This window comes from Liquorilactobacillus uvarum DSM 19971, assembly GCF_001434935.1.
Classification (GTDB): domain Bacteria; phylum Bacillota; class Bacilli; order Lactobacillales; family Lactobacillaceae; genus Liquorilactobacillus; species Liquorilactobacillus uvarum.
Genome location: NZ_AZEG01000004.1, coordinates 1 through 21,398, shown reverse-complemented (window position 1 = coordinate 21,398; position 21,398 = coordinate 1). Strand labels below are relative to the sequence as shown.

At 35.2% G+C, this 21,398-nt stretch carries 21 protein-coding genes; 18 read left to right on the top strand and 3 right to left on the bottom strand.

The window, feature by feature from the left end; genetic code table 11:
• Positions 1 to 91: 91 nt before the first annotated feature.
• Complete coding sequence (locus FD20_RS02855) at positions 92 to 1,354, top strand: tetratricopeptide repeat protein (protein WP_057736083.1); 1,263 nt, start codon at positions 92 to 94, stop codon at positions 1,352 to 1,354.
• A 95-nt stretch (positions 1,355 to 1,449) separates the two neighbouring features.
• On the opposite strand, the gene FD20_RS02850 is transcribed toward FD20_RS02855, so the two are convergent.
• Together FD20_RS02850 and FD20_RS02845 are read right to left on the bottom strand one after the other, a co-directional pair.
• Positions 1,450 to 2,286 carry a site-specific integrase gene (locus FD20_RS02850; RefSeq protein ID WP_057736082.1) on the bottom strand — a complete coding sequence of 279 codons (837 nt, stop codon included), beginning with the start codon at positions 2,284 to 2,286 and terminating at the stop codon, positions 1,450 to 1,452.
• 96 nt (positions 2,287 to 2,382) lie between these two features.
• Positions 2,383 to 3,276 (bottom strand): YitT family protein, encoded by an 894-nt coding sequence (locus tag FD20_RS02845; RefSeq protein ID WP_057736081.1) that lies wholly within the window; start codon positions 3,274 to 3,276, stop codon positions 2,383 to 2,385.
• A gap of 340 nt (positions 3,277 to 3,616) precedes the next feature.
• Between FD20_RS02845 and dapB the strand changes: the two genes are divergently transcribed.
• From dapB to rihC, 14 genes are all read left to right on the top strand, one after another.
• On the top strand, positions 3,617 to 4,405 hold the full coding sequence (gene dapB, locus FD20_RS02840; RefSeq protein WP_057736080.1) for a 4-hydroxy-tetrahydrodipicolinate reductase: 789 nt from the start codon (positions 3,617 to 3,619) through the stop codon (positions 4,403 to 4,405).
• On the top strand, positions 4,402 to 5,616 hold the full coding sequence (locus FD20_RS02835; protein WP_057736079.1) for a CCA tRNA nucleotidyltransferase: 1,215 nt from the start codon (positions 4,402 to 4,404) through the stop codon (positions 5,614 to 5,616). Before dapB ends, FD20_RS02835 begins: the two co-directional genes overlap by 4 nt.
• Before the next feature lie 4 nt (positions 5,617 to 5,620).
• Positions 5,621 to 7,516, top strand: a complete 1,896-nt coding sequence (locus tag FD20_RS02830) for an ABC-F family ATP-binding cassette domain-containing protein (protein WP_057736078.1) — start codon at positions 5,621 to 5,623, stop codon at positions 7,514 to 7,516.
• Between the two features lie 24 nt (positions 7,517 to 7,540).
• Positions 7,541 to 8,497 (top strand): thymidylate synthase, encoded by a 957-nt coding sequence (locus FD20_RS02825; protein WP_057736077.1) that lies wholly within the window; start codon positions 7,541 to 7,543, stop codon positions 8,495 to 8,497.
• A 33-nt stretch (positions 8,498 to 8,530) separates the two neighbouring features.
• Positions 8,531 to 9,031, top strand: coding sequence for a dihydrofolate reductase (locus FD20_RS02820; RefSeq protein ID WP_057736076.1), 501 nt, complete (start codon positions 8,531 to 8,533; stop codon positions 9,029 to 9,031).
• A 289-nt stretch (positions 9,032 to 9,320) separates the two neighbouring features.
• Positions 9,321 to 10,256, top strand: a complete 936-nt coding sequence (locus FD20_RS02815) for a GDSL-type esterase/lipase family protein (RefSeq protein WP_057736075.1) — start codon at positions 9,321 to 9,323, stop codon at positions 10,254 to 10,256.
• Between the two features lie 3 nt (positions 10,257 to 10,259).
• The gene (locus FD20_RS02810; RefSeq protein WP_057736074.1) at positions 10,260 to 10,877 is read left to right on the top strand and encodes a YpmS family protein; all 618 of its coding nucleotides are present in this window, start codon (positions 10,260 to 10,262) and stop codon (positions 10,875 to 10,877) included.
• A gap of 28 nt (positions 10,878 to 10,905) precedes the next feature.
• Positions 10,906 to 11,130: a YozE family protein gene (locus FD20_RS02805; RefSeq protein WP_057736073.1), complete on the top strand. Its 225-nt coding sequence runs from the start codon at positions 10,906 to 10,908 to the stop codon at positions 11,128 to 11,130.
• Positions 11,131 to 11,163: 33 nt separating this feature from the next.
• Entirely contained in the window at positions 11,164 to 12,627 is a 1,464-nt protein-coding gene (locus tag FD20_RS02800) for a S41 family peptidase (RefSeq protein ID WP_057736072.1), read from the top strand.
• A gap of 251 nt (positions 12,628 to 12,878) precedes the next feature.
• Positions 12,879 to 13,634 (top strand): hypothetical protein, encoded by a 756-nt coding sequence (locus tag FD20_RS02795; RefSeq protein WP_057736071.1) that lies wholly within the window; start codon positions 12,879 to 12,881, stop codon positions 13,632 to 13,634.
• Between the two features lie 19 nt (positions 13,635 to 13,653).
• Positions 13,654 to 14,358, top strand: coding sequence for an AAA family ATPase (locus FD20_RS02790; protein ID WP_057736070.1), 705 nt, complete (start codon positions 13,654 to 13,656; stop codon positions 14,356 to 14,358).
• Between the two features lie 155 nt (positions 14,359 to 14,513).
• The gene (locus tag FD20_RS02785; RefSeq protein ID WP_057736069.1) at positions 14,514 to 14,837 is read left to right on the top strand and encodes a hypothetical protein; all 324 of its coding nucleotides are present in this window, start codon (positions 14,514 to 14,516) and stop codon (positions 14,835 to 14,837) included.
• 136 nt (positions 14,838 to 14,973) lie between these two features.
• The gene (locus tag FD20_RS02780) at positions 14,974 to 16,200 is read left to right on the top strand and encodes a NupC/NupG family nucleoside CNT transporter (RefSeq protein WP_057736068.1); all 1,227 of its coding nucleotides are present in this window, start codon (positions 14,974 to 14,976) and stop codon (positions 16,198 to 16,200) included.
• A 36-nt stretch (positions 16,201 to 16,236) separates the two neighbouring features.
• Complete coding sequence (gene rihC, locus FD20_RS02775) at positions 16,237 to 17,157, top strand: ribonucleoside hydrolase RihC (RefSeq protein ID WP_057736067.1); 921 nt, start codon at positions 16,237 to 16,239, stop codon at positions 17,155 to 17,157.
• Between the two features lie 158 nt (positions 17,158 to 17,315).
• On the opposite strand, the gene FD20_RS02770 is transcribed toward rihC, so the two are convergent.
• Entirely contained in the window at positions 17,316 to 18,644 is a 1,329-nt protein-coding gene (locus FD20_RS02770) for a replication-associated recombination protein A (protein WP_057736066.1), read from the bottom strand.
• Between the two features lie 211 nt (positions 18,645 to 18,855).
• Between FD20_RS02770 and FD20_RS02765 the strand changes: the two genes are divergently transcribed.
• From FD20_RS02765 to FD20_RS02755, 3 genes are all read left to right on the top strand, one after another.
• On the top strand, positions 18,856 to 20,031 hold the full coding sequence (locus tag FD20_RS02765; RefSeq protein WP_057736065.1) for an AbrB/MazE/SpoVT family DNA-binding domain-containing protein: 1,176 nt from the start codon (positions 18,856 to 18,858) through the stop codon (positions 20,029 to 20,031).
• Positions 20,032 to 20,109: 78 nt separating this feature from the next.
• A complete protein-coding gene (locus tag FD20_RS02760; RefSeq protein WP_057736064.1) occupies positions 20,110 to 20,643 on the top strand; it encodes a GNAT family N-acetyltransferase in 534 nt (177 codons plus the stop codon).
• A gap of 111 nt (positions 20,644 to 20,754) precedes the next feature.
• Positions 20,755 to 21,240: a GNAT family N-acetyltransferase gene (locus tag FD20_RS02755; protein WP_057736063.1), complete on the top strand. Its 486-nt coding sequence runs from the start codon at positions 20,755 to 20,757 to the stop codon at positions 21,238 to 21,240.
• Positions 21,241 to 21,398: the final 158 nt, after the last annotated feature.

Below are 21,398 nucleotides of genomic sequence, written 5' to 3'. Positions count from 1 at the left end.
ACTTTTTTGTTGTAGGTGCAAAGTTTATGCCATGTGTTTTATTAATAAAATATGTATTTTATATCGATGATTAACAAAAAAGGATGATTTTATGAGCTATTCGGCTAAAGTAATTTCGATGATTGAAATGGGAAAATTTGATGATGTCGAAACAGAATTTGAAAAAGCTTTGCAAAATGATAATGCAGATCTAGTGTATAGTTTGGCGGAAGAACTCTATTCCATGGGTTTTTCAGAATTGGCTCAAAAGGCGTATCAATTTCTTTTAGATGAATATCCAGAAGAAGATCAGTTGCGGACAGCGTTAGCAGATATTGCGATAAGCGAAGGAAACAATGATGAAGCGCTTGATTATTTAGCTGCAGTGAAACCAACCTCAGGTGCATATCTAAATTCACTCCTAGTTGCGGCAGACTTGTATCAGACACAGGGGTTATTTGAGGTTAGCGAACAAAAATTATTGAGTGCGTTAGCAATTGCACCCGAAGAACCAATTCTTATTTTTGCTCTTGCTGAATTTTACTTTGACATAAAAAAATACCACCATGCGCTTCCACTCTATCTAAAATTGATTAAGTCCGGTCATACTGAACTTTCGCAGGTAAATCTTACGCAAAGGCTTGGTTTTTCATATGCGGTTATCGGTAAATTTGAGCAAGCACTCGGTTACTTGGACCAGGTCCATGAAGATGATATTGATTTTGATACGCGTTTTCAGTTGGCTTTTACTGAATTACAGCTTAAACAGTATGATGAGGCAATAAAAAACTTTACAAAGTTAAAGAAAAGCAGCACGGATTACACAACTGTTTATCCATATCTTGCTGAAGCATACGAGCAACAAGGACTGCTTCAGAAGGCATTAGAGGTTCTTCAGGAAGGGCTACGTGTCGATCAATACAATATTAAACTATATCAGTTGGCTAGTTCAGTGGCACTGAAGCTACAGCAGCCTAAATTAGCAGAAAAACATCTTCGTTCTGCATTGGCTTTAGAACCTGATAATATGACTGTAGTCATTCAACTTAGTAATCTGTTAGTTGAGCTGAAAAAGTATCACGAAAACATTGAATTGCTAACTGACTATTTGCAAAAAGATGAAACTGATCCGCAATTGTATTGGAATTTAGGTAAATCATATGCGGAAATTGAAGATGACAAGCATGCGCTTGAAAACTATCAAGTTGCTGCGCGTGCATTCGATAATCAACCAGATTTTTTACGCGAAGCGAGTTTCTTCTATCGCAAAGTTGGTAGATTGGAAGATGCTAAAAAATTTATAGGTGAATATCTTGAACTTGTTCCAGAAGATTTAGAAATGCTAGATTTACAAGACGAATTGCAGGATTTATAAAATTAATCAAAAAATATTCTTTAAAAAATTTTTAGTAGTTTTCGGTAATAGGGTGCTAATTAGCATTTTAATACCGAAGACTTTTTTATTGGAAATCAAAGATCATAAAGAGATGTTTTTTTCCAATAAATTTGACGATAATAATTAAGTGATACAGGTGACAAACGTAGTTTTTGCAGAATCTCATTATCACTAGAATGTTGGTGGTTTGCAAGATAGTGAAAAATTGCACTCTGGTACAATTTTTGTGGAATTAGAGAAAAAGCGCATTTCTTTTCATCATATTTTAAATATTTATGAAGGGCTGGCAGAGTTAATTGCGGTGTTATCGGGTCAAAACGCTGTTTAATAAAAAAATCAGATGTATTTTGCTTTTGTTGCAGGGGTTCAATAAAAAAATAGAATTGTTTCATAAAGGCTAATTCAAACTTGTCTAAGTTTTCTTTTCTAAAAGCTATATAAAAATTAGATTGCAGAAATTCACTAACAGGATAAAAATGTGCGCAAAAAAGCAGTGTCAAACGAGTATAAAAACTCAGTTCTTTATTTTCAAGCAAGGATTCAAGTTCGTCTGTCCAATTTGGAAAATTTCCGTTTATTTCCGCAATTTTTTTTCCACTCAAGGCAAGCGTTGGGAGTGTTTGAATTAAGTTAGCATGAAAGAGGTATTTAAAATAACATTTAAGATGCGATAGAACTTTATTGTAAGTTGTATATTTGTTTAAACGTTTTACAAGCAGCATCGAACAATAATCTCGGACATCGCTTTCTTGTAAGCACTTGACATTAGGATTTTCTTGGTAACTAGTATTAAAATGACGAAGATAGTTAAAAAAATCAGCTAGATCATGACGATAACTTTCAATAGTGGCAGCCGATAGCATTTTTTTGGTTAGATTTTTTTCAAAAAGCTGTTGATACGGATAGTCCATACTTGGTTCCTCCATTAGTTAGATGTAAATTCTTACTTTAACTTATTATAAACAAAAAAAGAACGCTGCACAAATCGCAGCGTTAGAACCAGAAAACTAAAAACGATGTTTAAAAAATGATCTTTGAGGTTGAGCATACGTAAATCCTTCACCAATTGCTTCATTTACAGTCAGAATTGATACAAATGCATGTTTATCAACGGCTTCAACTATCCGCTTAAGCGAAGTTAATTCACTTGGACTGACAACACAATAGATAGCTTGTCCTTGTTCTTTTGAAAAAGCACCTGTTGTTTGAATTTGACTCACGCCGCGGCCTAATTTAGTAATTATTTGCTGGGTTATTTCCGGGTATGAATTACTGAAAATAATAACACCGCGTGCTGCATATGCACCTTCTTGAGTAAAACTGATGATCCTTGAAAATACGTAAGAAGCTAAGAGAGTGTACATCATCTGACGAATACTGATATAGCTTAATGAAAGCCCGAGTACAACGCAATCAAGTGATAGTAATGTTTTTCCCATGGCAACACCTTGTTTTTTCTCAAAAATTCGAGCAACAATGTCGGTTCCGCCTGTTGTTCCACCAAAACGGTATATAATTCCAGAACCAACACCTCCGAAGAAACCAGCCAACAATCCGGCAATAAACATATCATGACTAATATTGATGCTTACAGGGACACGTTGCCACAACCAAATAAAAAATGACAATGAAATGGTTCCATGTATAGTGTAAATAAGTGCATTTTTTCCTAAATAACGAAAAGCAATGATAATTAATGGAATATTTATGATAAGTGTGGAATAAGCTGGATCAATGTGCAACCAGAATCTGACGATAAGTGTAATCCCAGTGATTCCACCTTCAGCTAAACTGTTGGCAATATTGACTTTGACTAGTCCAAATGCATAAAAAGCACATCCTAGCGCAATCATGATAAGATCAACTAGACGTACCTGTAACTTATCTTTAGTTTGATACATGTTTTCATCTCCTATTCAATTAAGAAGTAGTCAAGTCTGCTATAAAAACAGAGAATTGCGCTCTATTCGAAAATTTTGTTTGTAACGTGTAATTTTTAGTGTTCAAAAAACACAGATTTATGATACCTATGAACTGTTGATGCAATGCTTGTTTGAAATTTGTGGCGGATCCTTAGAAATAATAACATAGTTTTGAGCTTAACGTCAGTAATTGATATTTTGATAATCAAGGCTACATTCGTGGATAGAAGCCACTGAGCTTGTTACGGAGAGGTGCAAGAAAACAAACAATCTGTTAAAATAGACAGGTATAGACTCAAAAGAAAAGGAATGATATAAAATGGTAAAGGTTATAGTAGCTGGATTTAAGGGGCGTATGGGAAACACAACGTCACATATGATAATTGATCACGATGATTTTGAATTAACTTGCGTGTTTGATCCAAGAGCAACTGAAAAGAATCTTAGCGAAGAAAGCGAGTTTAAGGATTTGAATGTTCCAGTCTACAATAAACTTGAGGACATTAATACTAGCGATATTGATGTATGGGTTGACTTTACAGCTCCATCATCAGTTTATGCTAATGTTAAATTTGCCATTGAACATGGGATCTCACCTGTTGTGGGAACAACTGGGATGAGTGATGATCAAGTTGTCGAACTCCAAAAAATTTCAAAGGAGAAAAAATTAGGAGGGTTGATTGCTCCTAATTTTGGTATTTCAGCAGTCCTTTTAATGCAATTTGCACAACAGGCAGCTAAATATTTCCCAGATGTCGAAATAATTGAAATGCATCATGACAATAAATTAGACGCCCCTAGCGGAACGGCAATTAACACTGCCAAGCTGATTGCTGAGGTTCGTGCTCCGAAGAAACAAGGAAATCCGGAAGAAAAAGAGACACTGGCTGGAGCACGTGGTGCTAATTACGAAGGAATGCATATTCACAGTGTTCGTTTGCCGGGGTATGTTGCGCATGAACAGGTTTTATTCGGCAGTAAGGGCGAGGCATTGACTATTCGACAAGATTCATTTGACCGTGTTTCCTTCATGTCAGGTGTTGCAGTGGCAGTTGAGAAGATTCAGGGTTATGATGAATTACTGGTTGGTCTTGAACATATTCTATGATAGTTACCAATTTACCTGCTGAATTTGAGGAAGCGAAAGAAGTTTTAGGTGCTATTCAACAAGCGGGTTTTGAAGCCTATTTTGTTGGCGGAAGTGTACGAGATACAGTTTTGAAATTCAAAATTCACGATGTTGATATTGCAACGAGTGCCTATCCATCAGAAGTTAAAAAAATCTTTAAAAAGACTGTGGATACAGGAATTGAACATGGTACAGTAACAGTTCTTGATCATGGTCGTGCATATGAAATAACAACATTTAGAACTGAGTCGACATATCAGGATTTTCGCCGTCCGGATCATGTCGAGTTTGTGCGCTCACTCAAGGAAGATCTGAAACGTCGAGACTTGACAATAAATGCGCTCGCAATGAGACCAGATGGTGAAATTATTGACTTATTTAACGGGCTGCGTGATTTGAAAGAAGGTAACATACGTGCAGTGGGCATTGCAGAGAAACGCTTTCATGAAGACGCTCTGCGAATGATGCGTGCTGTTCGCTTTGCAAGCCAACTTGATTTTGCAATCGAAAAAAATACACTTGAAGCAATACGTCACAACGCTCGTTTGTTACAAAATGTAGCAGTTGAACGAATCCATGTTGAGTGGATAAAATTGCTATTAGGTAAAAATCCTAAAACAGCGTTAAAGGATTTTTTGGTAACTGATTTATATCGCTATTGTCCATTATTCGCAGATAAAAAAGCAATTTTTGAGAAAATGTTGACTTTTGAAAATTTGCAAATTGGTTCAGAAGATGCTGCTTGGACGTTGCTTTGTTATCTAAGTAATTTTTCCTCATCTGCTGTCAAAAAAATGCTACGCGCTTGGAAAAGTTCAAACGATTTAATCGACAATGTTACAATTGCGACTGGAGTAGTTGACCTGATAGAGCAGCAAAAGATGAATACATGGATATATTATAAAAGTGGCTTTCATCGTCTAGAGATTGCAAATGAGGTTGCTACCATTTTAGGTTTTGGGATCGACCATGCTGTTCTGAAAGAAAACTATGCGGCTTTGCCAATAAAAAATAAGCATGAAATGAAGATTAATGGTGGAACCCTGATAAAAAATCTGCGGATTAAGCCAGGACCGCAATTAGGCAGAGTTTTAACCGAAATTGAGCACATGGTTGTAACGGGAAAGCTTGAGAATCAGACGGCAGTGTTGTTAAAGGCTGCTAAAAAGCAATTTGAAATGGAAGAGTGAATTTATGCAAACCTTACGCGTTGAGAGTTTATCTAAAACATATGGTGAAAAGACTTTGTTTGAAGATATTGATTTTATGATCAACGAAAATGATCGAATTGGTTTAATTGGAACAAATGGTTCTGGTAAAACATCTCTACTGAATGTTTTGGCGGATTTGGATTCAGCTGATGCTGGAAAAATAATTAAACCTAACCAATATCGTATTAGCTACTTAAAACAAATACCGGAATTAGATCCGGATGCGACGATCATGAACGCTGTTTTTGAGGGTTCAGCACCAATTTTTCAAACAATTCGGAAATATGAAGAAGAACTCATGGCATATGGACAAGATCCAGAGAATAAAAAACATCAGCAACGTTATGTTGATGTGGAAAACAGAATGAATCAGGAAGATGCATGGAGTGCTGAAAGTGATGTAAAAACAATTTTAACACAGCTGCACATCGATGATTTGAATCAAAAAATTGGCAACTTGTCTGGAGGTCAAAAGAAGCGTGTAGGTTTGGCACAAGTCCTTATCCAAGCCCCAGATCTGTTAGTATTAGATGAACCAACTAATCATCTTGATTTTGACTCAATTAAATGGCTTGAAAAATATCTGGCAAACTACAAGGGCGCATTACTTATCGTGACACATGATCGCTATTTTTTGGATCAAGTTGCGACAACGATTATGGAATTGTCATTTGGTAAAATATACTTGTATCAGGGTAATTATCAGGACTTTGTCAGACAAAAAGCTGAGAGAGTTGAGCAAGAAGTTAACTCGGAGCATAAGCAACAGCAGCTTTATAAAAAGGAACTGGCTTGGATGCGGACTGGAGCTAAAGCTCGAACTACAAAGCAGCAAGCACGGATTAATAAGTTCACCGATCTCAAGAAAAATTTGAATAAACTGCAAGTTGATGATGATATTGACATTTCGCTGGGGCAACAACGTTTAGGAAAAAAAGTTATCGAAATTAAAAATGGGTCACTGAATATTGAAAATCATCATATACTCAGAGAATTTAATCTTTTAGTCCAAGCACATGACAGAATCGGAATAACTGGCATAAATGGTGCTGGAAAATCAAGTTTGCTGAATGTTCTAGCAGGCGAACTGCCTTTGACTCAGGGAACTATCGACATTGGGGAAACTGTTCGACTAGCCTATTATCGGCAACAAACAGAAGTTATTCCAGAGAACGAGCGTATGATCAGCTATCTTAATGAGGTTGGACAGAATGTTGTGGATAAGAATGGGCAGCATATAAGTACTACTCAATTGTTAGAACAATTCTTATTCCCACGGTCGATGCACGGAGTTCTTATTCGAAAACTGTCCGGCGGGGAGAAGCGCAGATTGTATTTGTTGAAACTGCTGATGTCCCAACCGAATGTTTTGCTGCTTGATGAACCGACTAATGATTTAGATATTGGAACTTTAACTGTGCTTGAAGATTACTTGGACAACTTTTCGGGTACCGTTATTACAGTTTCACATGATCGATACTTCTTAGATAAGGTTGCTAATAAACTGTTTATTTTTAATGGGAATGCTCAAATAAAAAAATATGCAGGTGTTTTTACAGAGTACCTTAAAGAAGAAGAAAAACAGCATAATCAAAAAATAACTAAGAAACCCAAGCTTCAGGTTGAAGCCAAGGACAAAGAGATTTCAAAAAAAGAAAAAACAAAATTAACCTATGCTGAAAAAATTGAGTTTAACAAACTTGAAACAAAAATTGATCAACTTGAGAGCAATAAAACATCTTTTCAAGAAGACCTTATGCAAGTTAGTGGCTCAGATTATGAAAAACTAGCTGAGATACAAATGAAAATAGATAAGATAGATCAGAAAATTGAAGAAAATATGAAACGTTGGGAATATCTAAGTCAATATGATCAATAATTCTATAATGGAGTAGTGATAGCCGTGACAATTTTAGAGCAACCATATCTGCAGCTGATAAAGAATATTTTGGAAAAGGGACATTTGAAGGAAGATCGGACAGGAACAGGAACTCATAGCTTGTTTGGCTATCAGATGCGTTTTGATTTGAGCGAAGGTTTTCCGCTACTAACAACTAAAAAGGTTGCATTCGGACTGATAAAGAGTGAGTTATTGTGGTTTTTACGTGGAGATACAAATATTCGCTTTTTATTGCAGCATAAAAATCACATTTGGGATGAATGGGCTTTTAAGAACTGGATTGAAAGTTCAGAGTATACTGGACCTGACATGACTGATTTTGGACATAGATCTTTAAAAGATCCAGCATTCAAGGCTTTGTATTTAAGCGAAAAGAAAACATTCTGTCAAAAAATATTAAATGATAATATTTTTGCACAAAAATACGGTGATTTGGGTGATGTCTATGGCGCACAGTGGAGACATTGGAAAACGCGTGATGGACAAGTGATTGATCAAATTCAAAACGTGATAGATGACATAAAAAATAAACCTGATTCAAGACGTTTGATCGTTACAGCTTGGAATCCAGAAGATGTTCCTCAAAGTGCATTACCTCCTTGTCATACTATGTTTCAATTCTATGTAGTTGACGGTAAGTTAAGCTGCCAGCTATATCAAAGAAGTGCGGATGTTTTCTTAGGCGTTCCATTTAATATTGCCAGTTACGCTTTGTTAACACATCTCATCGCGCGTGAAACAAATTTGGGAGTAGGAGAATTTGTTCATACTTTAGGTGATGCTCATATTTATAATAATCATATAGAGCAAGTCAAAACACAATTGGCACGTACACCGAAAGATGCACCAACAATATGGCTCAATCCTAAAAAGAAGAGTGTCTTTGATTTTGAAATGGAAGACATAAAGATAGAAGGGTATGATCCAGCACCAGCAATTAAAGCACCAGTAGCAGTTTGATCTTCTTAATAAAAGATAAGGAAGTGTTGGTAAGTGCTTGCATATATATGGGCTGAAGATGAAAAGCATCACATTGGATACGAGGGACATCTTCCTTGGAAACTGCCTGCAGATTTAGCTTATTTTAAGGAAAAAACGTTGGATCATACTATCATAATGGGTAGAAAAACGTTTGAAAGCTTTAAAGGTTTTCTGCCGCGTCGCCATCACATCGTATTAACAACATCAAAAGAATTTGAAAAAAAATACAATTTTGATGAACGTTTAACAGTTGTTCATTCGATTTCCGAACTTCGCAGGTTGACTTGCGATAAAGATGAGTTGTTATTTGTTATTGGTGGTGCTTCATTGTTTGAGAAACTAGTGGATGATGTTGATTTCTTGTACGTTACGAAAATCAAGGCTGTTTTTAAAGCTGACACGAGTATGCCCGAGATTGATTATAAAGAATTTGAATTGATTGCAACGACTGATGGAATTAAGGATCAAAAAAATTTGTACGATCATCAGTTTAAAGTTTATCAGCGCAAATAGCATTAAAAACAACAGTCCTGACGATTTATTTAAGCAACGGTCGTTTAGGACTGTTTTATTTTATTTTTGAAGCGGTTCTCAGATTACCAGAAAAGAAATAATAATGTAAAATTAGTTTATAAAACAATTATTCACTAAATTATGGTTAAGTAAGGATCAAACGAATGAATAAAAAAAGAAAATTTGCTATACTGGTATCGTTTATAGTTATTTTTTAAGTATCATATTTTCATTCGGTATAATTAATTGTTATTTTATTGACTTATTTCAAAGCAGAGGGGAAGATAAATTGCTATTTTTTAAAAAGCTTTTAACTCTTGTAGCAGTTTTTGCTGGATTAACTGGTCTTTTTTATATCGGATTGGATAAATTAGCCAACAAAAAACTTCCGGTATCTAATAATGAAACCTCCAAAAAGATTAAAAATGAAAAAAAACAAAAAAAGCCTAAAGTAAATCTGGTTGCATTGGGAGATTCGCTCACCCAAGGTGTCGGAGATACCACCCAAAATGGAGGATATGTTTATCTGATCAAGCAAGTACTGGAAAAGCGGTTAGATGCTACGGTTGTGACCAAAAACTATGGTAAGGCTGGTGATCGAAGTGATCAAATTATGGAAAGACTGCAGCAACAAAAAAAACAGCAAGCTGCTCTAAAAAAGGCTAATGTGATAACAATGACGGTTGGTGGAAATGATTTAATGCAAACATTGCAAAAAAATTTCAATTCATTATCATCAACTCAGTTGGCTAGTGTCATGCCGACAGCACAAAAATCCTATTCTCAGAAATTGGATGAATTGCTGCAGACAGTTCGGTCCTATAATTCACACGCACCGATTTTTTTATATACGGTCTATAACCCGTTTTACGTTTATTTTCCAGCCTTAACACAGCTGCAGAAGTATACAGCCCAATGGAATCTAGTTGCACAGCAAAAAACAGTAAAAAATAAGAATGTCTATGTTGTTAATATTGAAAAACGACTTTCAGAAGGTCAATATTATGAGCATAGCAGCAATCTGAAAGAAACCACGGTAACAGATTATAACAATTTTTCTGGTCAAAAGTTATCAAAGATATTAAATAATCAAAAAGAAAAAAACAACTATTTGTCACCAGCAGATCATTTTCATCCTAATGTAAAAGGGTATAAGTATATGGCTGCAAAGTTGTATCAAGTGATGATAAAGCATAAGGGGACATGGTTAAAGGAAGGGGGATAATTTATGAAGCGTTCGGTTAACGATAAACAAAGGAAAAAAGTAAATGTTTGGAAATGGGCTTTCATTGTTTTGGCAGCTTTTCTAGTAGGGTTTACACTCTTTATATTTAAACAGGCAACGACACAAAGCGCCGTCCAAAAAGATGTCAGCAGCACTGCAAAAAGCAATTCTAGTAATCATACTTCAGTTAATGTAAGTATGGATAAGAAACAATTGAATGGAACAATTAATTATTATTTAAAACAGCAGCAAAAGGGACAGAAGATAAAATACAGATTTTACGTCGGTAATGCCGCAATTTTGATGGGGACAACTAAAATTTTAGGTCAAAATGTTTCTTTCTCGTTATATACAACTCCTACGGTGACAAAGGATGGTAACATCCGGTTGTATGCAAAATCTGTTGCGATTGGCTCACTGAATGCACCTACTTCTTTCATTTTAAGTTATGTTAAAAATAACTATAGTTTGGGTAATGGGATTACTATTAACAGCAAGAAAGAAACCATAACTTTGAATTTAAGCAAAATGACTAATAAGCAGAAAATAACTGTTAAAGCTCAAAAGATAGATTTAAAGAATGATGATTTTCGATTTAAAGTTGATATACCATTGGAATAATAACATTAGTATATAAGAGGTGAGGTAGATGTATCGTAAGAGTTTTTATCAATATCTAATGACTGAAAGAAATCCGGATAATACAGATGAGGTTGCACAGTTTGCAAATAATGCATTTTATGATCAAAGTTTTCCAAAGCATTCACAAAATTATGAGAAAATCTCTCAGTACCTAGAATTAAGTGGGGAGTACCTGCCAAGCATGACAATTTTTGATCAAGCTTGGCAGATGTATTTGGAAAAAATGAATTAGAAAAAATAAAAAATAGTTAGAAGGATAAGGACGATGTTTAAAAAGAAGGAAAGAGAAGATAAAGTATCCGAAGAACAAAAAGTTGGGAAACCAAAAAAAAGATATAGTTTATTAACTGTTGTAATTGTTGGTTTGCTGACCTTATTAATAGGTGGCGGTTCAGTTTTCTTTGTCATGGATAAAAAATTGACAGCTGCACAGCAGACTAGCAGCTCAATGGCTAAAATTCAGGCTGTTTATTCGACATTGTACAATAACTACTATCGTCATGTAAGCCGCAAAAAGCTGGAAAACGGTGCATTAAATGGTATGGTGAATGCCTTAGGAGACCCGTTCTCTGAATACATGTCAAAATCAGAGACACAATCTCTAAATGATACCATTTCTAGCAGTTTTACTGGAATCGGAGCAGAAGTTAGGAAAAATGGTGATGAAATCCAAATTGTATCACCTATTGATGGAACACCTGCCGCAAAGGCTGGTTTGAAGGCTAATGATGTAATTCAAAAGATTAATGGGAAATCAATGTCAGGTGTTTCCTTGAGTAAGGCTGTTTCTTATATCAGAGGAAAAAAGGGAACAAAAGTTACCTTAACGATTAAGCGGGATTCTGAAACCTTTACAAAGACATTAGTACGAGATACAATACCCGTCAAAACTGTTACTGGCAAATTAGACAGTGATCATAAAAATGTTGGATATATTCGAGTTTCAACTTTTTCTGAGAAGACATCGACGGAATTTAAAAATGAAATCAAAGCTTTGCGCAAAAAAGGTGCAAAGTCGTTTGTAATTGATATGCGGGATAACCCAGGTGGCTTGATGGATCAAGCCTTGGCAATGTCATCAATGTTTCTTAAAGATGGCAAAACAATTATGCAAGTTCAAACCAGAGATCAATCACCAGAAGTCTTTAAGGCTGGTAAAAAATATGATAATGGGTTTAAAGTAAAAGAAAAAACAGTTGTTTTAATCAATGGTGGAAGTGCCAGTGCAGCTGAAATCTTTTCTGGCGCTTTGCATCAGTCAGCTAATATTAAGTTGATTGGTACAAAATCATATGGTAAAGGAACTGTTCAGAATACTGTGCCATTCAATGATAAAACTGAACTTAAAGTTACGATCGCAAAATGGTTAACACCTAATGGATCATGGATTCATCACAAGGGTTTGCAACCGACTATTAAGAAAGATTTCCCTAGCTACGCGTATCAAACGGCAATTAACACAAAGAAGACTTATCAAAAGGGCGATGTTTCTGATCAAGTTAAAAAGATTCAGACACTTTTAAAGGCTTTAGGTTATGGACCAGCCAAAGCTAATGGGTATTTTGATACGGATACACAGGAAGGTATCAAGAAATTCCAAGCTGATAATAAGTTGCAAGAGACGGGAACTGCTGATAAAACAACGATTGAAAAAATTGAAGCAAAAGCGGCTGAAAAGGCCGCAAATAGTGATAATGCTTATCAAACAGCTGTTGATGAGGTAAAGTAACGAGTTGATATTTTAGGTATTTTGGTTTTGCATGCATCAAACAGCGTCTTTAAACATTAGAAATAGTTTTGCCAAGATAAAAATCAAAAATTGATTTTTATCTTGGCTTTTTTATTTAATAAAGTAACAAAAATTTGTTTATTAATTTTTAGGTTAAACGATATTTTTTAAATAGTTATGTAAAAATCAAATTAAATAATGTGTTATAATTAGCATAATTTTAAGTTAAAAAATGAAAGAGGGATTGATTTTTGGAGAAGTTGAAAACACTTTGTCGAGTTTACACAATTGATGCATTTGATAATAAAGTTGTATTTATTTATACTTTGCTATTTCCAACACTTTATTTCGTGTATATGAATTTCAAGCAAATACTTCATGCAAGTCGTTACTCAGTTGATGAAATTTCAAATATATTTTTGCCATATTGGGCATATATTATTTTTATTGCATTGCTGAATACAGTGATTGTTGCTACCATTTTTCAACGTGAATCTGGCTATTATAAAGAGTTTTACTTTATTGTTGGTTCTAAATGGCTTATTTTTATTGCAAATTTCATTGTGCAAGTTGCCTTTATTCTAGCGGAGTTGTTGTTGTTTACTATTTTGGGAATGTTTCTATTACACAGCTGGTATTTTAGTATTTTGCTCAACAGTTTGTTGGCAGGTGTTTTAGCCGTTATTCCTGTTACCATGGGGTTAAGTATTCTTTTTACATTTCGAATTAAAGCACAGTCGTTTTCTGTAATCGGGACATTTAGCGTCTTTGTACTTTTTTATTTAGCAACGCTCACAAGTGGAATGTGGCTTGTCAATCTCATTTCGCTATTGAATCCTTATAAATATATTTTGGCTTTGACGAATTGTTTAAGCATTCTTATTGAAAAGGGAAATATTAATTTTGGTAATTTAATGCAATTGCTGATCGTCACAATTGCTTTTTGCTTAATTGGTTTGCGAGGCTTTTCTAAATTCGATATTCGTCCGATATTAGACAGGAGCTAGGTTTCGAGGGGGAATTTGTATGGAGATCAAAAATTTGTCTTTTTCATATCAAGAACGGTTGATTTACGATAGACTGAACGTTAAGTTCCAAGATGAAGTTCCAAACATCATTATTGGTCCTAATGGAGTTGGTAAGACGACTCTTCTAGATACGCTCGCACGTTTGAATTCATCTGATACATATGATGCTTTAGTTGATGTTCCCAGTGTTAAAGAAATTGGGTATCAGCTTCAGAAAACAATTTTTTATACTACACTGACTGTGGGGCAAACCTTAAAGATGTACCAAAAAATAGATCATGCAGGAGGGGCGGCACCGACTGCATTAATGAACAAAATTTATGCAACGGTGTTAAAGCCACTTGAATCAATTAAAATGGGGCAGCTATCTGGAGGCGAGAGACGGATAGTGTTGACCTATGGGACATGTTTATTAGATCGAAAGCTTTATTTGTTTGATGAGCCTTTGAGCGGTGTCGATCCTAGCAACGCTACTTTGATAATGGAAATGATCTGTTCACTTGCTAAAAAAAGTACAGTAGTCATGACTACACATCAATTAGGGCAATTAAAAAATAAAGGGGCGAAAATAATCGGTCTTAATCAGGGACATTGCATTTTTAATGGAACGTATACAGAATTACTGAAACTGGAAAACACTCAGGACGTTGATGAAGCATATAGTAAACTAATAAATAGTAGTAGGAGCAAGATCAAGTTATAATGCTAACAATATAGTGGATATTACAGCTTGGCAACAGCATAGAGAATACTTTAAGAAAGATTGAACGGCTTTTGTCTTTTAGGATGATGGTTTAAATTTATTTAAAACTTACAGAAATGGTATAATGGACTCATCATATTGTAGGGAGGACAGTTATGGGCGGTGAAGAACATAGCAATAGGACGGATATTGTACAACAGATCAAAATGCTGCAGAAAGATATACAAATACAACAGACCGAACTCGTTCAAAAGTATGATGAAGTAAATGAATTATATCAATTGTTGGAAAAACGAGGATCAGTTTCAAGCGTGCAAAAGCATTTCAGTGAAAAAGTTGAAAATGAAGATGGTTTTGAAATAAAGCTTCAAAATAACGATAAGAAGATCCCTGCTGGCCCTTCAAAAAGAGCGTTGCGAGAGTTGCAGAAATATAAAACTCCTGAACGCATAAAGTGGTGGAAAATTTTTTGGAAGTAATCTTAGAGTAGTGTTGTATGCAAATGCGTGGTAATTTTAATTAAGCTTCTTCAAACACTGACCGAAAAAAACTTGTTGGATTTAGTTAATACATGCAGATGCTGAAAAGGATTTTTTTATAGAGGAGATTGAAATTTTGTTTTTAATAGTGAATATTTTAGGCTTTTTTGTTTTCTTAGGTATAGCATTCTTATGTTCTAATGATCGCAGATCCATTAGATGGAAATCAGTTCTGATTGTTGTATTTTTAGAAATATTTCTAGCCTGGTTCTTTATGAAGTTCAGTGTAGGTCGCGAAGTGGTGCGTGCAGCTGCTGATGGTTTTAATTGGCTAGTCGCTGTAGCAAATAAAGGAATTGCATTTGCATTGCCTGACTGGTTGAAGCCAACAACGGGGTCTCCTAATTTTGTGACGAGTGCTCTTTTACCTATTCTTTTAGTGGTACCATTGTTTGATATTTTAACGTACATAGGTTTACTCCCATGGCTTGTAAAATGGATTGGACGTGGTTTGTCATTCATTACCCACCAGCCACGGTTTGAGGCTTTTTTTTCAGTTGAGATGATGTTTTTGGGGAATACAGAAGTATTGGCCGTTTCAAAGGAACAGCTACAGCAAATGAGTGCTAGGCGCAACTTTACATTGGCAATGATGTCAATGAGCTGTGTTACTTCGGCAATTATTGGTTCTTATATAAAAATGGTTCCAGGTCAATATGTTTTAACCGCTATACCATTAAATATTTTGGGTTCAATTGCTATTGCTGCGATTTTAAATCCAGTAACAGTTTCAGATGATGAGGATATTATTGTTTCGGTCAGCAAGAATGAAAATCAAAAACGTGAACCATTCTTTTCATTTCTAGGTGATTCGATCTTAAATGCTGGAAAGTTGATTTTAATTATAACCGCAACTGTAATCGCATATGTTTCATTGGCTGCATTAATAAATCAATTGTTAAGTTTGACAGGTTGGAATTGGCTGACACTTGAAAATATTTTTGGTATCATTTTGTTTCCGTTTGCATGGTTATTAGGATTCGATGTCAATCAAGCTTTTCAAATAGCCCAATATATGGGAACTAAATTGGTTACTAACGAATTTGTTGTTATGGGTGAAATAACCAAAAATATTATGGCACAAAAGGGGCTTTTTGCTAATGAACATGCACGTGTTGTCTTAACGGTCTTTCTCACTAGTTTTGCTAATTTTGGTACTTTGGGAATGATTATTGGAGCGTTCAAGAGCTTAGTTTCAAAAGAAAAAACTGACTACATTTCAAGTAGAGTTCCGCAAATGTTATTGGCTGGTGTTTTAGTTTCGTTATTGTCAGCAGCTAGTGCAGGATTGTTTGCATGGTAGGTTTCATCAAGGAAAAAAAGTAAAGGAGTTTTTTTTATGCCACGTTCAGTTATATTAGATATGGACCCGGGAATAGACGATGCAGCAGCTATTGCTGTCGCACTTAATAATCCTGGACTCGATGTTAGATTGATTACCACTGTAGCTGGGAATGTTAGTGTTGACAAAACAACTACTAATGCATTAAAGTTAGTGGATTTTTTCAATAAGCAAATTCCTGTTGCAAAAGGCGCGTCCGCACCATTGAAGAAAAAGTTTGAAGATGCTGCTGCAATTCATGGTGAAACCGGATTACCAGGATATGATTTTCCTGAACCCAAGAGTGTGGTTAGCAAGCTTCCAGCGACAGAAGCCATTGCCCATGAGTTAAACCAAAGTAAGCAGCAACTAACGTTAATTGCAACGGGAGCTTATACCAATATCGCACATTTTATTTTAAAATATCCCGAATTACTTTCGAAGATCGATGAGCTGATTTTGATGGGGGGATCTATTTCAGGGGGTAATGTTAGTTCTGTAGCTGAATTTAATGTTTTTACTGATCCAGATGCAGCTAAGATTGTTTTTGAAAGTGGTTTAAATATCACGATGATTGGTCTTGATGTTACACTTAAGGCTTTGATAAGTAAACAATCATCAGATAAACTTGCTGAATTAGGAGAGGCAGGCAAAATGCTTCATGGTATCATTAATGCATATGGAGATGTTCATGAAGGCGGTAAACCGATGCATGATGTTATCACAATTTTATATGCATTGCATCCAGAAGTTATTAAACTTCAAAATGAATATATCGAAGTTGCAACTGAAGGACCGGCTATTGGCGCAACGGTGGCGGATATTTTGCATCGTTGGCATGATAAGGGCACGTATAACGCTCAAGTTGGAATTGATATTGATGCTGTCTTTTTCAATAATTGGTTTCTGAAACAGGTTAGATTGATGAATATGGAATAGCTGCAGACAAAAAAATTAAGGTCTTCAAATATTTAAGGCATTATCTCAATTAAAGAATTTACTTTAATTTGAGATAATGCCTTAAATTTTTTGTCAGGAAGAGTTGAGCAAGCGATGTGTTTGAAAATAGGAATGTCTTTCGAATACGATAATAATTTTTAGATACCATCATGGTCGGTGTGCCATTTTTTGATATATGCTAGCCGTTTTTTGAAACGATCTTCGTTGCCTTGTTCACTGGGAAAATAGTATTCATGGTCTTCAAGTGATGGTGGCATTGTTTTCATAGTTGTCAGTTTGTCCTTTTTCTTATGTGCATATTGATAATTATTACCATAGCCCAAATCATCCATCAATTTGGTTGGTGCATTTCTAATTTGAAGAGGAACTGGTTCATTACGAGAATTTTTGACATCTTTACTGGCTTTAAGCCGAGCTTTATAAACAGCGTTCGATTTGGGCGCTAGTGATAAATAAATAACCGCTTCTGTCAGATGAACATCACATTCAGGCATTCCTAAATAACGGCATGCCTGAAAAACATCAATTGTTAGATTCAAAGCTTTTGTATCTGCCAGTCCAATGTCTTCGCTAGCGAAGCGGACTAACCGCCGGGCAATGTATACTGGATCCTCACCGCTGTCAAGCATGCGGCTGAGCCAATAAATTGCTGCATTTACATCGCTATTGCGCATTGATTTGTGCAGTGCAGAAATAATGTTGTAATGCTCTTCACCTCTTTTATCGTATAGGAGGGAAGTGCGATTGATTAGTTGTTTTAAATCGTTGGGGTCAATGATTATTTTAGTATCCTTTTTGGTACTATTTAAAACAGCCATTTCAAGAGTATTAAGTGCAATTCTGGCATCACCATTTGAAAATGCTGCGATAGTTTCTAAGTCCTTACCTGAAATTGAAATTGTTTTTTTACCAAAACCTTCAGGACTTTTAAGTGCATATTTTAAAAGTAAGATGATATCGTCATTTGTTAGTGGTTTCAGCACAAAAACTTTACATCTTGATAATAAAGCTGAATTGATTTCAAAAGACGGATTCTCTGTAGTTGCACCAATAAGAATGATGCTTCCATGCTCAACATAAGGTAAGAAAACATCTTGTTGAGCCTTGTTGAAGCGATGAATTTCGTCAATGAAAACAATTGTTTTCTGACCGATTTCTTGATCTGAATCTGCTTGTTTCATAATTTCACGTATTTTACGAATACTGCTGGAAACAGCGCTGAATTGTACAAAATATGCTTTTGATTGATGAGCAATAATTTCAGCGAGCGTTGTTTTACCGACCCCAGGAGGTCCCCAGAAAATAAACGATGTTAGTTGATCTTGTTCGATTAATTCCCGTAAAATTTGGCCTTTTCCTAGAAGATGTTTCTGCCCAACGAAATTTTCTAAAGTTTTAGGACGCATTCTGCTGGCAAGCGGTTGATTGTTCTTTTTATCATCTGCGAATAAGGAACCTTGTTTCATTTTTTTCCTCCTTACATCATTAATTTTATGTTATTTGTATTTGTCTATGCAGCACTAATGGTATAGCATTTGCGGTAAGAAATCAGTATAACTGCTTATTAGACATATTTTAACGGTTGTGCAGCCTATCTGTAATACTGTATAGTAAAGAATAAGTTGTTATGAATTTGTTAAATTTAAAATGAAGAATATATTGAAAAAGGTGTCTATTATGAACCAGAGTAAACCTAAAATTGTTTTACCAATACAAGTTGTGGAAAAACTTAATCTAAAAAAGGGCGATAAAGTAGAAGTTGTTTTTTCAGATAAAGCAGCAAAACAGGTCGTAGTTCAACCACTGAACCAAGCTGCAAATAGGCGGCCTGTTTCGATTCTACGTTTCTTTATGCCCTCTGTGTTATCTACAATTGTTTTTTTTATTTATTTTTTTTACCAGAGAGAGTATCAAATTTCGTTGGCGGGGAATGAATCCATTGCAAGTCTGACGATTATTTTGGGATTGTTGAGTGGATCACTGTCTTTTGCTTTTTTTTATCTTAAAGATCGAAAACACATTCAAGGGTGGTTTGGGAAGAAACTATATTGGCGTAGTTTTTTAACTATTTTATTATCATTTACAACTATACTAGCAATCAGTTTGCTATGCTTTTTTTGGTTGATTGAAATTCTTTTCAAAGGTTCATCATTTGATTTGTTTACATCTACTTATATGTTTCTTTTGTTCAGCAACGTTATCAATTACCTTATGATTTATGCTGCTATCAATATATCTTCATCTGTGATTTTCAAAATTCTAATTTTGGTGATCGTTGGAGGAGCATTGGCCGCGATGATTACAAATAGCAATAAAAGATGGTGGGAGCATAACATAAGTTTCCTAGGTACTGATCAAGCTAGCAATAGTTGGCAGTTTAACCTAACACTTGTTGTTTCAGCGCTATTGTTGCTGGCGCTAGTGGACTTTATTTTTGCATCTCTGAAAGAGCAATTTCATAATAACAGACGGCTGGCTGCACTTAAAAGTCTGCTTATTCTGTTTTCTGTTTTTTTGGCAGGTGTAGGTGTTTTTGCAAACAATGGAACAGGGTTATCGCATAAACTGCATACAAATTCCGCAACGTTATTAGTTTATCTGCTGATTATTACTATATCTTCTATCCATTTCTTGTTGCCTTCTATTACTAAAGAGTTTAGAATTATTTCCTATACAATCGGGGGCGGTTTGCTGATTGATTCGATTCTATTTCAACCCATCGGCTATTTTTCATTAACAGCCTTTGAACTGATTGCCTTTATTCTGGCATTTAGTTGGATCTTGCTGCTATTGCAAATCCTTCAAGAAATGACACAAATTGAAAAAAATGTTTTTGAAATCACTATACAGTAAACTGAAATTTCAGGGAAGAGTACTTGTTTAAAAAATACAAGCAGTAATTTTAATTTAAAGGAAAAGGGGAAAGGTACAATGACTATCAAGTTTATCAGAAAAGCTGTGAAAGATGATGTTAGCAAAATTATGGAAATCATTCAAAAAGCAAAAAAAATTCTGGCTGATGAGAATATTCCACAGTGGCAAAGCGGTTATCCAGATCTTAAAGTGATAGAGGATGACATCAATAAAGGTTATGCGTATGTTCTTATTGTTGGAACTTCAATAGCTGGTGTAGCGACCTTACTCCAAGAGGAGGAGCCAAACTATTGTAGAATATATGCGGGGAAATGGGCGCATAAAGAAAAGGCAGAAAAATACGTGTCCATCCATCGAATTGCAATTGATGCTGATTATAGCGGTGAACATTTGAGTGACTTTTTTTTCAGCAACATCTTAACGATTGCTTACCAGCTTGGATTTAGACAGATCAGAATTGATACGCATGCCGCAAACAAAAGAATGCAACATATTGTTGGTAAAATAGGATTTAGCTATAGCGGTGTTGTGTACATGCATGGCAATTCTAAAGACAAAAGAAATGCTTACCAGCTTTTTTTAACGGATTAGATAAAGCAATTAGCTTTTTGGCGAAAATTATTTTGTGATATTATGCAATTTGGGAGTTTTCAAAAACAGGTTTTTTACTTGTTACAACATCTTTTACGGAGGATAGAATTTATGAGAATTAGGAAAATCGAGAGTAAAGATGATCAAAAGATCAAAAATATAATTCAGCAGACGTTAAGTGAATTTGGAGATGCAAAACCCGGTTCTGCATACTTTGATCCACAATTAAACTATTTAGCTGAATATTATGCATCGCAATCAAAGAATTCGTTTTATTGGGTCATTGAAGATGAGAAAAAAAATAGTGTATTGGGCGGTGGAGGTATCGGCCCTTTTACTGATAAAATAGCTGAACTTCAAAAAGTGTACTTTTTACCTGAAAGTCGAGGATTAGGCTTGGGTAAAAAAATAATTTCCTTAGCTGAAGAGAAAGCTAAAGAGTTCGGATATAAAAAACTTTATATTGAAACTTTTGCAAATTTAGATCGTGCAGTTCGGCTATATCAATATATGGGTTTTAAACAGTTGTCGAAGCCAATGGCACAAACCGAACATAGTGCGTGTGATCTTTGGTTTGAGAAAGATTTGCTTAACTGAATCGATATATAATTGGTTAGTGTATCATTAGTAGCTGGTTTTTAAGTATGTACTGTGAATTACGTAAAAGTTTGATTATTGAAACAGTTATATACGAAATTAAAAAGAGGCTGTGACATAAGTCTCCATAATAAAGGCCGGTTTGGAAAAATCTTTGG

Coding starts and splice junctions, on each gene's coding strand:
- rihC (WP_057736067.1), top strand. CDS start 16,237: ATGCCACGTTCAGTTATATTAGATATGGACCCGGGAATAGACGATGCA.
- FD20_RS02785 (WP_057736069.1), top strand. CDS start 14,514: ATGGGCGGTGAAGAACATAGCAATAGGACGGATATTGTACAACAGATC.
- FD20_RS02790 (WP_057736070.1), top strand. CDS start 13,654: ATGGAGATCAAAAATTTGTCTTTTTCATATCAAGAACGGTTGATTTAC.
- FD20_RS02855 (WP_057736083.1), top strand. CDS start 92: ATGAGCTATTCGGCTAAAGTAATTTCGATGATTGAAATGGGAAAATTT.
- FD20_RS02770 (WP_057736066.1), bottom strand. CDS start 18,644: ATGAAACAAGGTTCCTTATTCGCAGATGATAAAAAGAACAATCAACCG.
- FD20_RS02805 (WP_057736073.1), top strand. CDS start 10,906: ATGTATCGTAAGAGTTTTTATCAATATCTAATGACTGAAAGAAATCCG.
- FD20_RS02850 (WP_057736082.1), bottom strand. CDS start 2,286: ATGGACTATCCGTATCAACAGCTTTTTGAAAAAAATCTAACCAAAAAA.
- dapB (WP_057736080.1), top strand. CDS start 3,617: ATGGTAAAGGTTATAGTAGCTGGATTTAAGGGGCGTATGGGAAACACA.
- FD20_RS02835 (WP_057736079.1), top strand. CDS start 4,402: ATGATAGTTACCAATTTACCTGCTGAATTTGAGGAAGCGAAAGAAGTT.
- FD20_RS02830 (WP_057736078.1), top strand. CDS start 5,621: ATGCAAACCTTACGCGTTGAGAGTTTATCTAAAACATATGGTGAAAAG.
- FD20_RS02810 (WP_057736074.1), top strand. CDS start 10,260: ATGAAGCGTTCGGTTAACGATAAACAAAGGAAAAAAGTAAATGTTTGG.
- FD20_RS02760 (WP_057736064.1), top strand. CDS start 20,110: ATGACTATCAAGTTTATCAGAAAAGCTGTGAAAGATGATGTTAGCAAA.
- FD20_RS02755 (WP_057736063.1), top strand. CDS start 20,755: ATGAGAATTAGGAAAATCGAGAGTAAAGATGATCAAAAGATCAAAAAT.
- FD20_RS02765 (WP_057736065.1), top strand. CDS start 18,856: ATGAACCAGAGTAAACCTAAAATTGTTTTACCAATACAAGTTGTGGAA.
- FD20_RS02845 (WP_057736081.1), bottom strand. CDS start 3,276: ATGTATCAAACTAAAGATAAGTTACAGGTACGTCTAGTTGATCTTATC.
- FD20_RS02800 (WP_057736072.1), top strand. CDS start 11,164: ATGTTTAAAAAGAAGGAAAGAGAAGATAAAGTATCCGAAGAACAAAAA.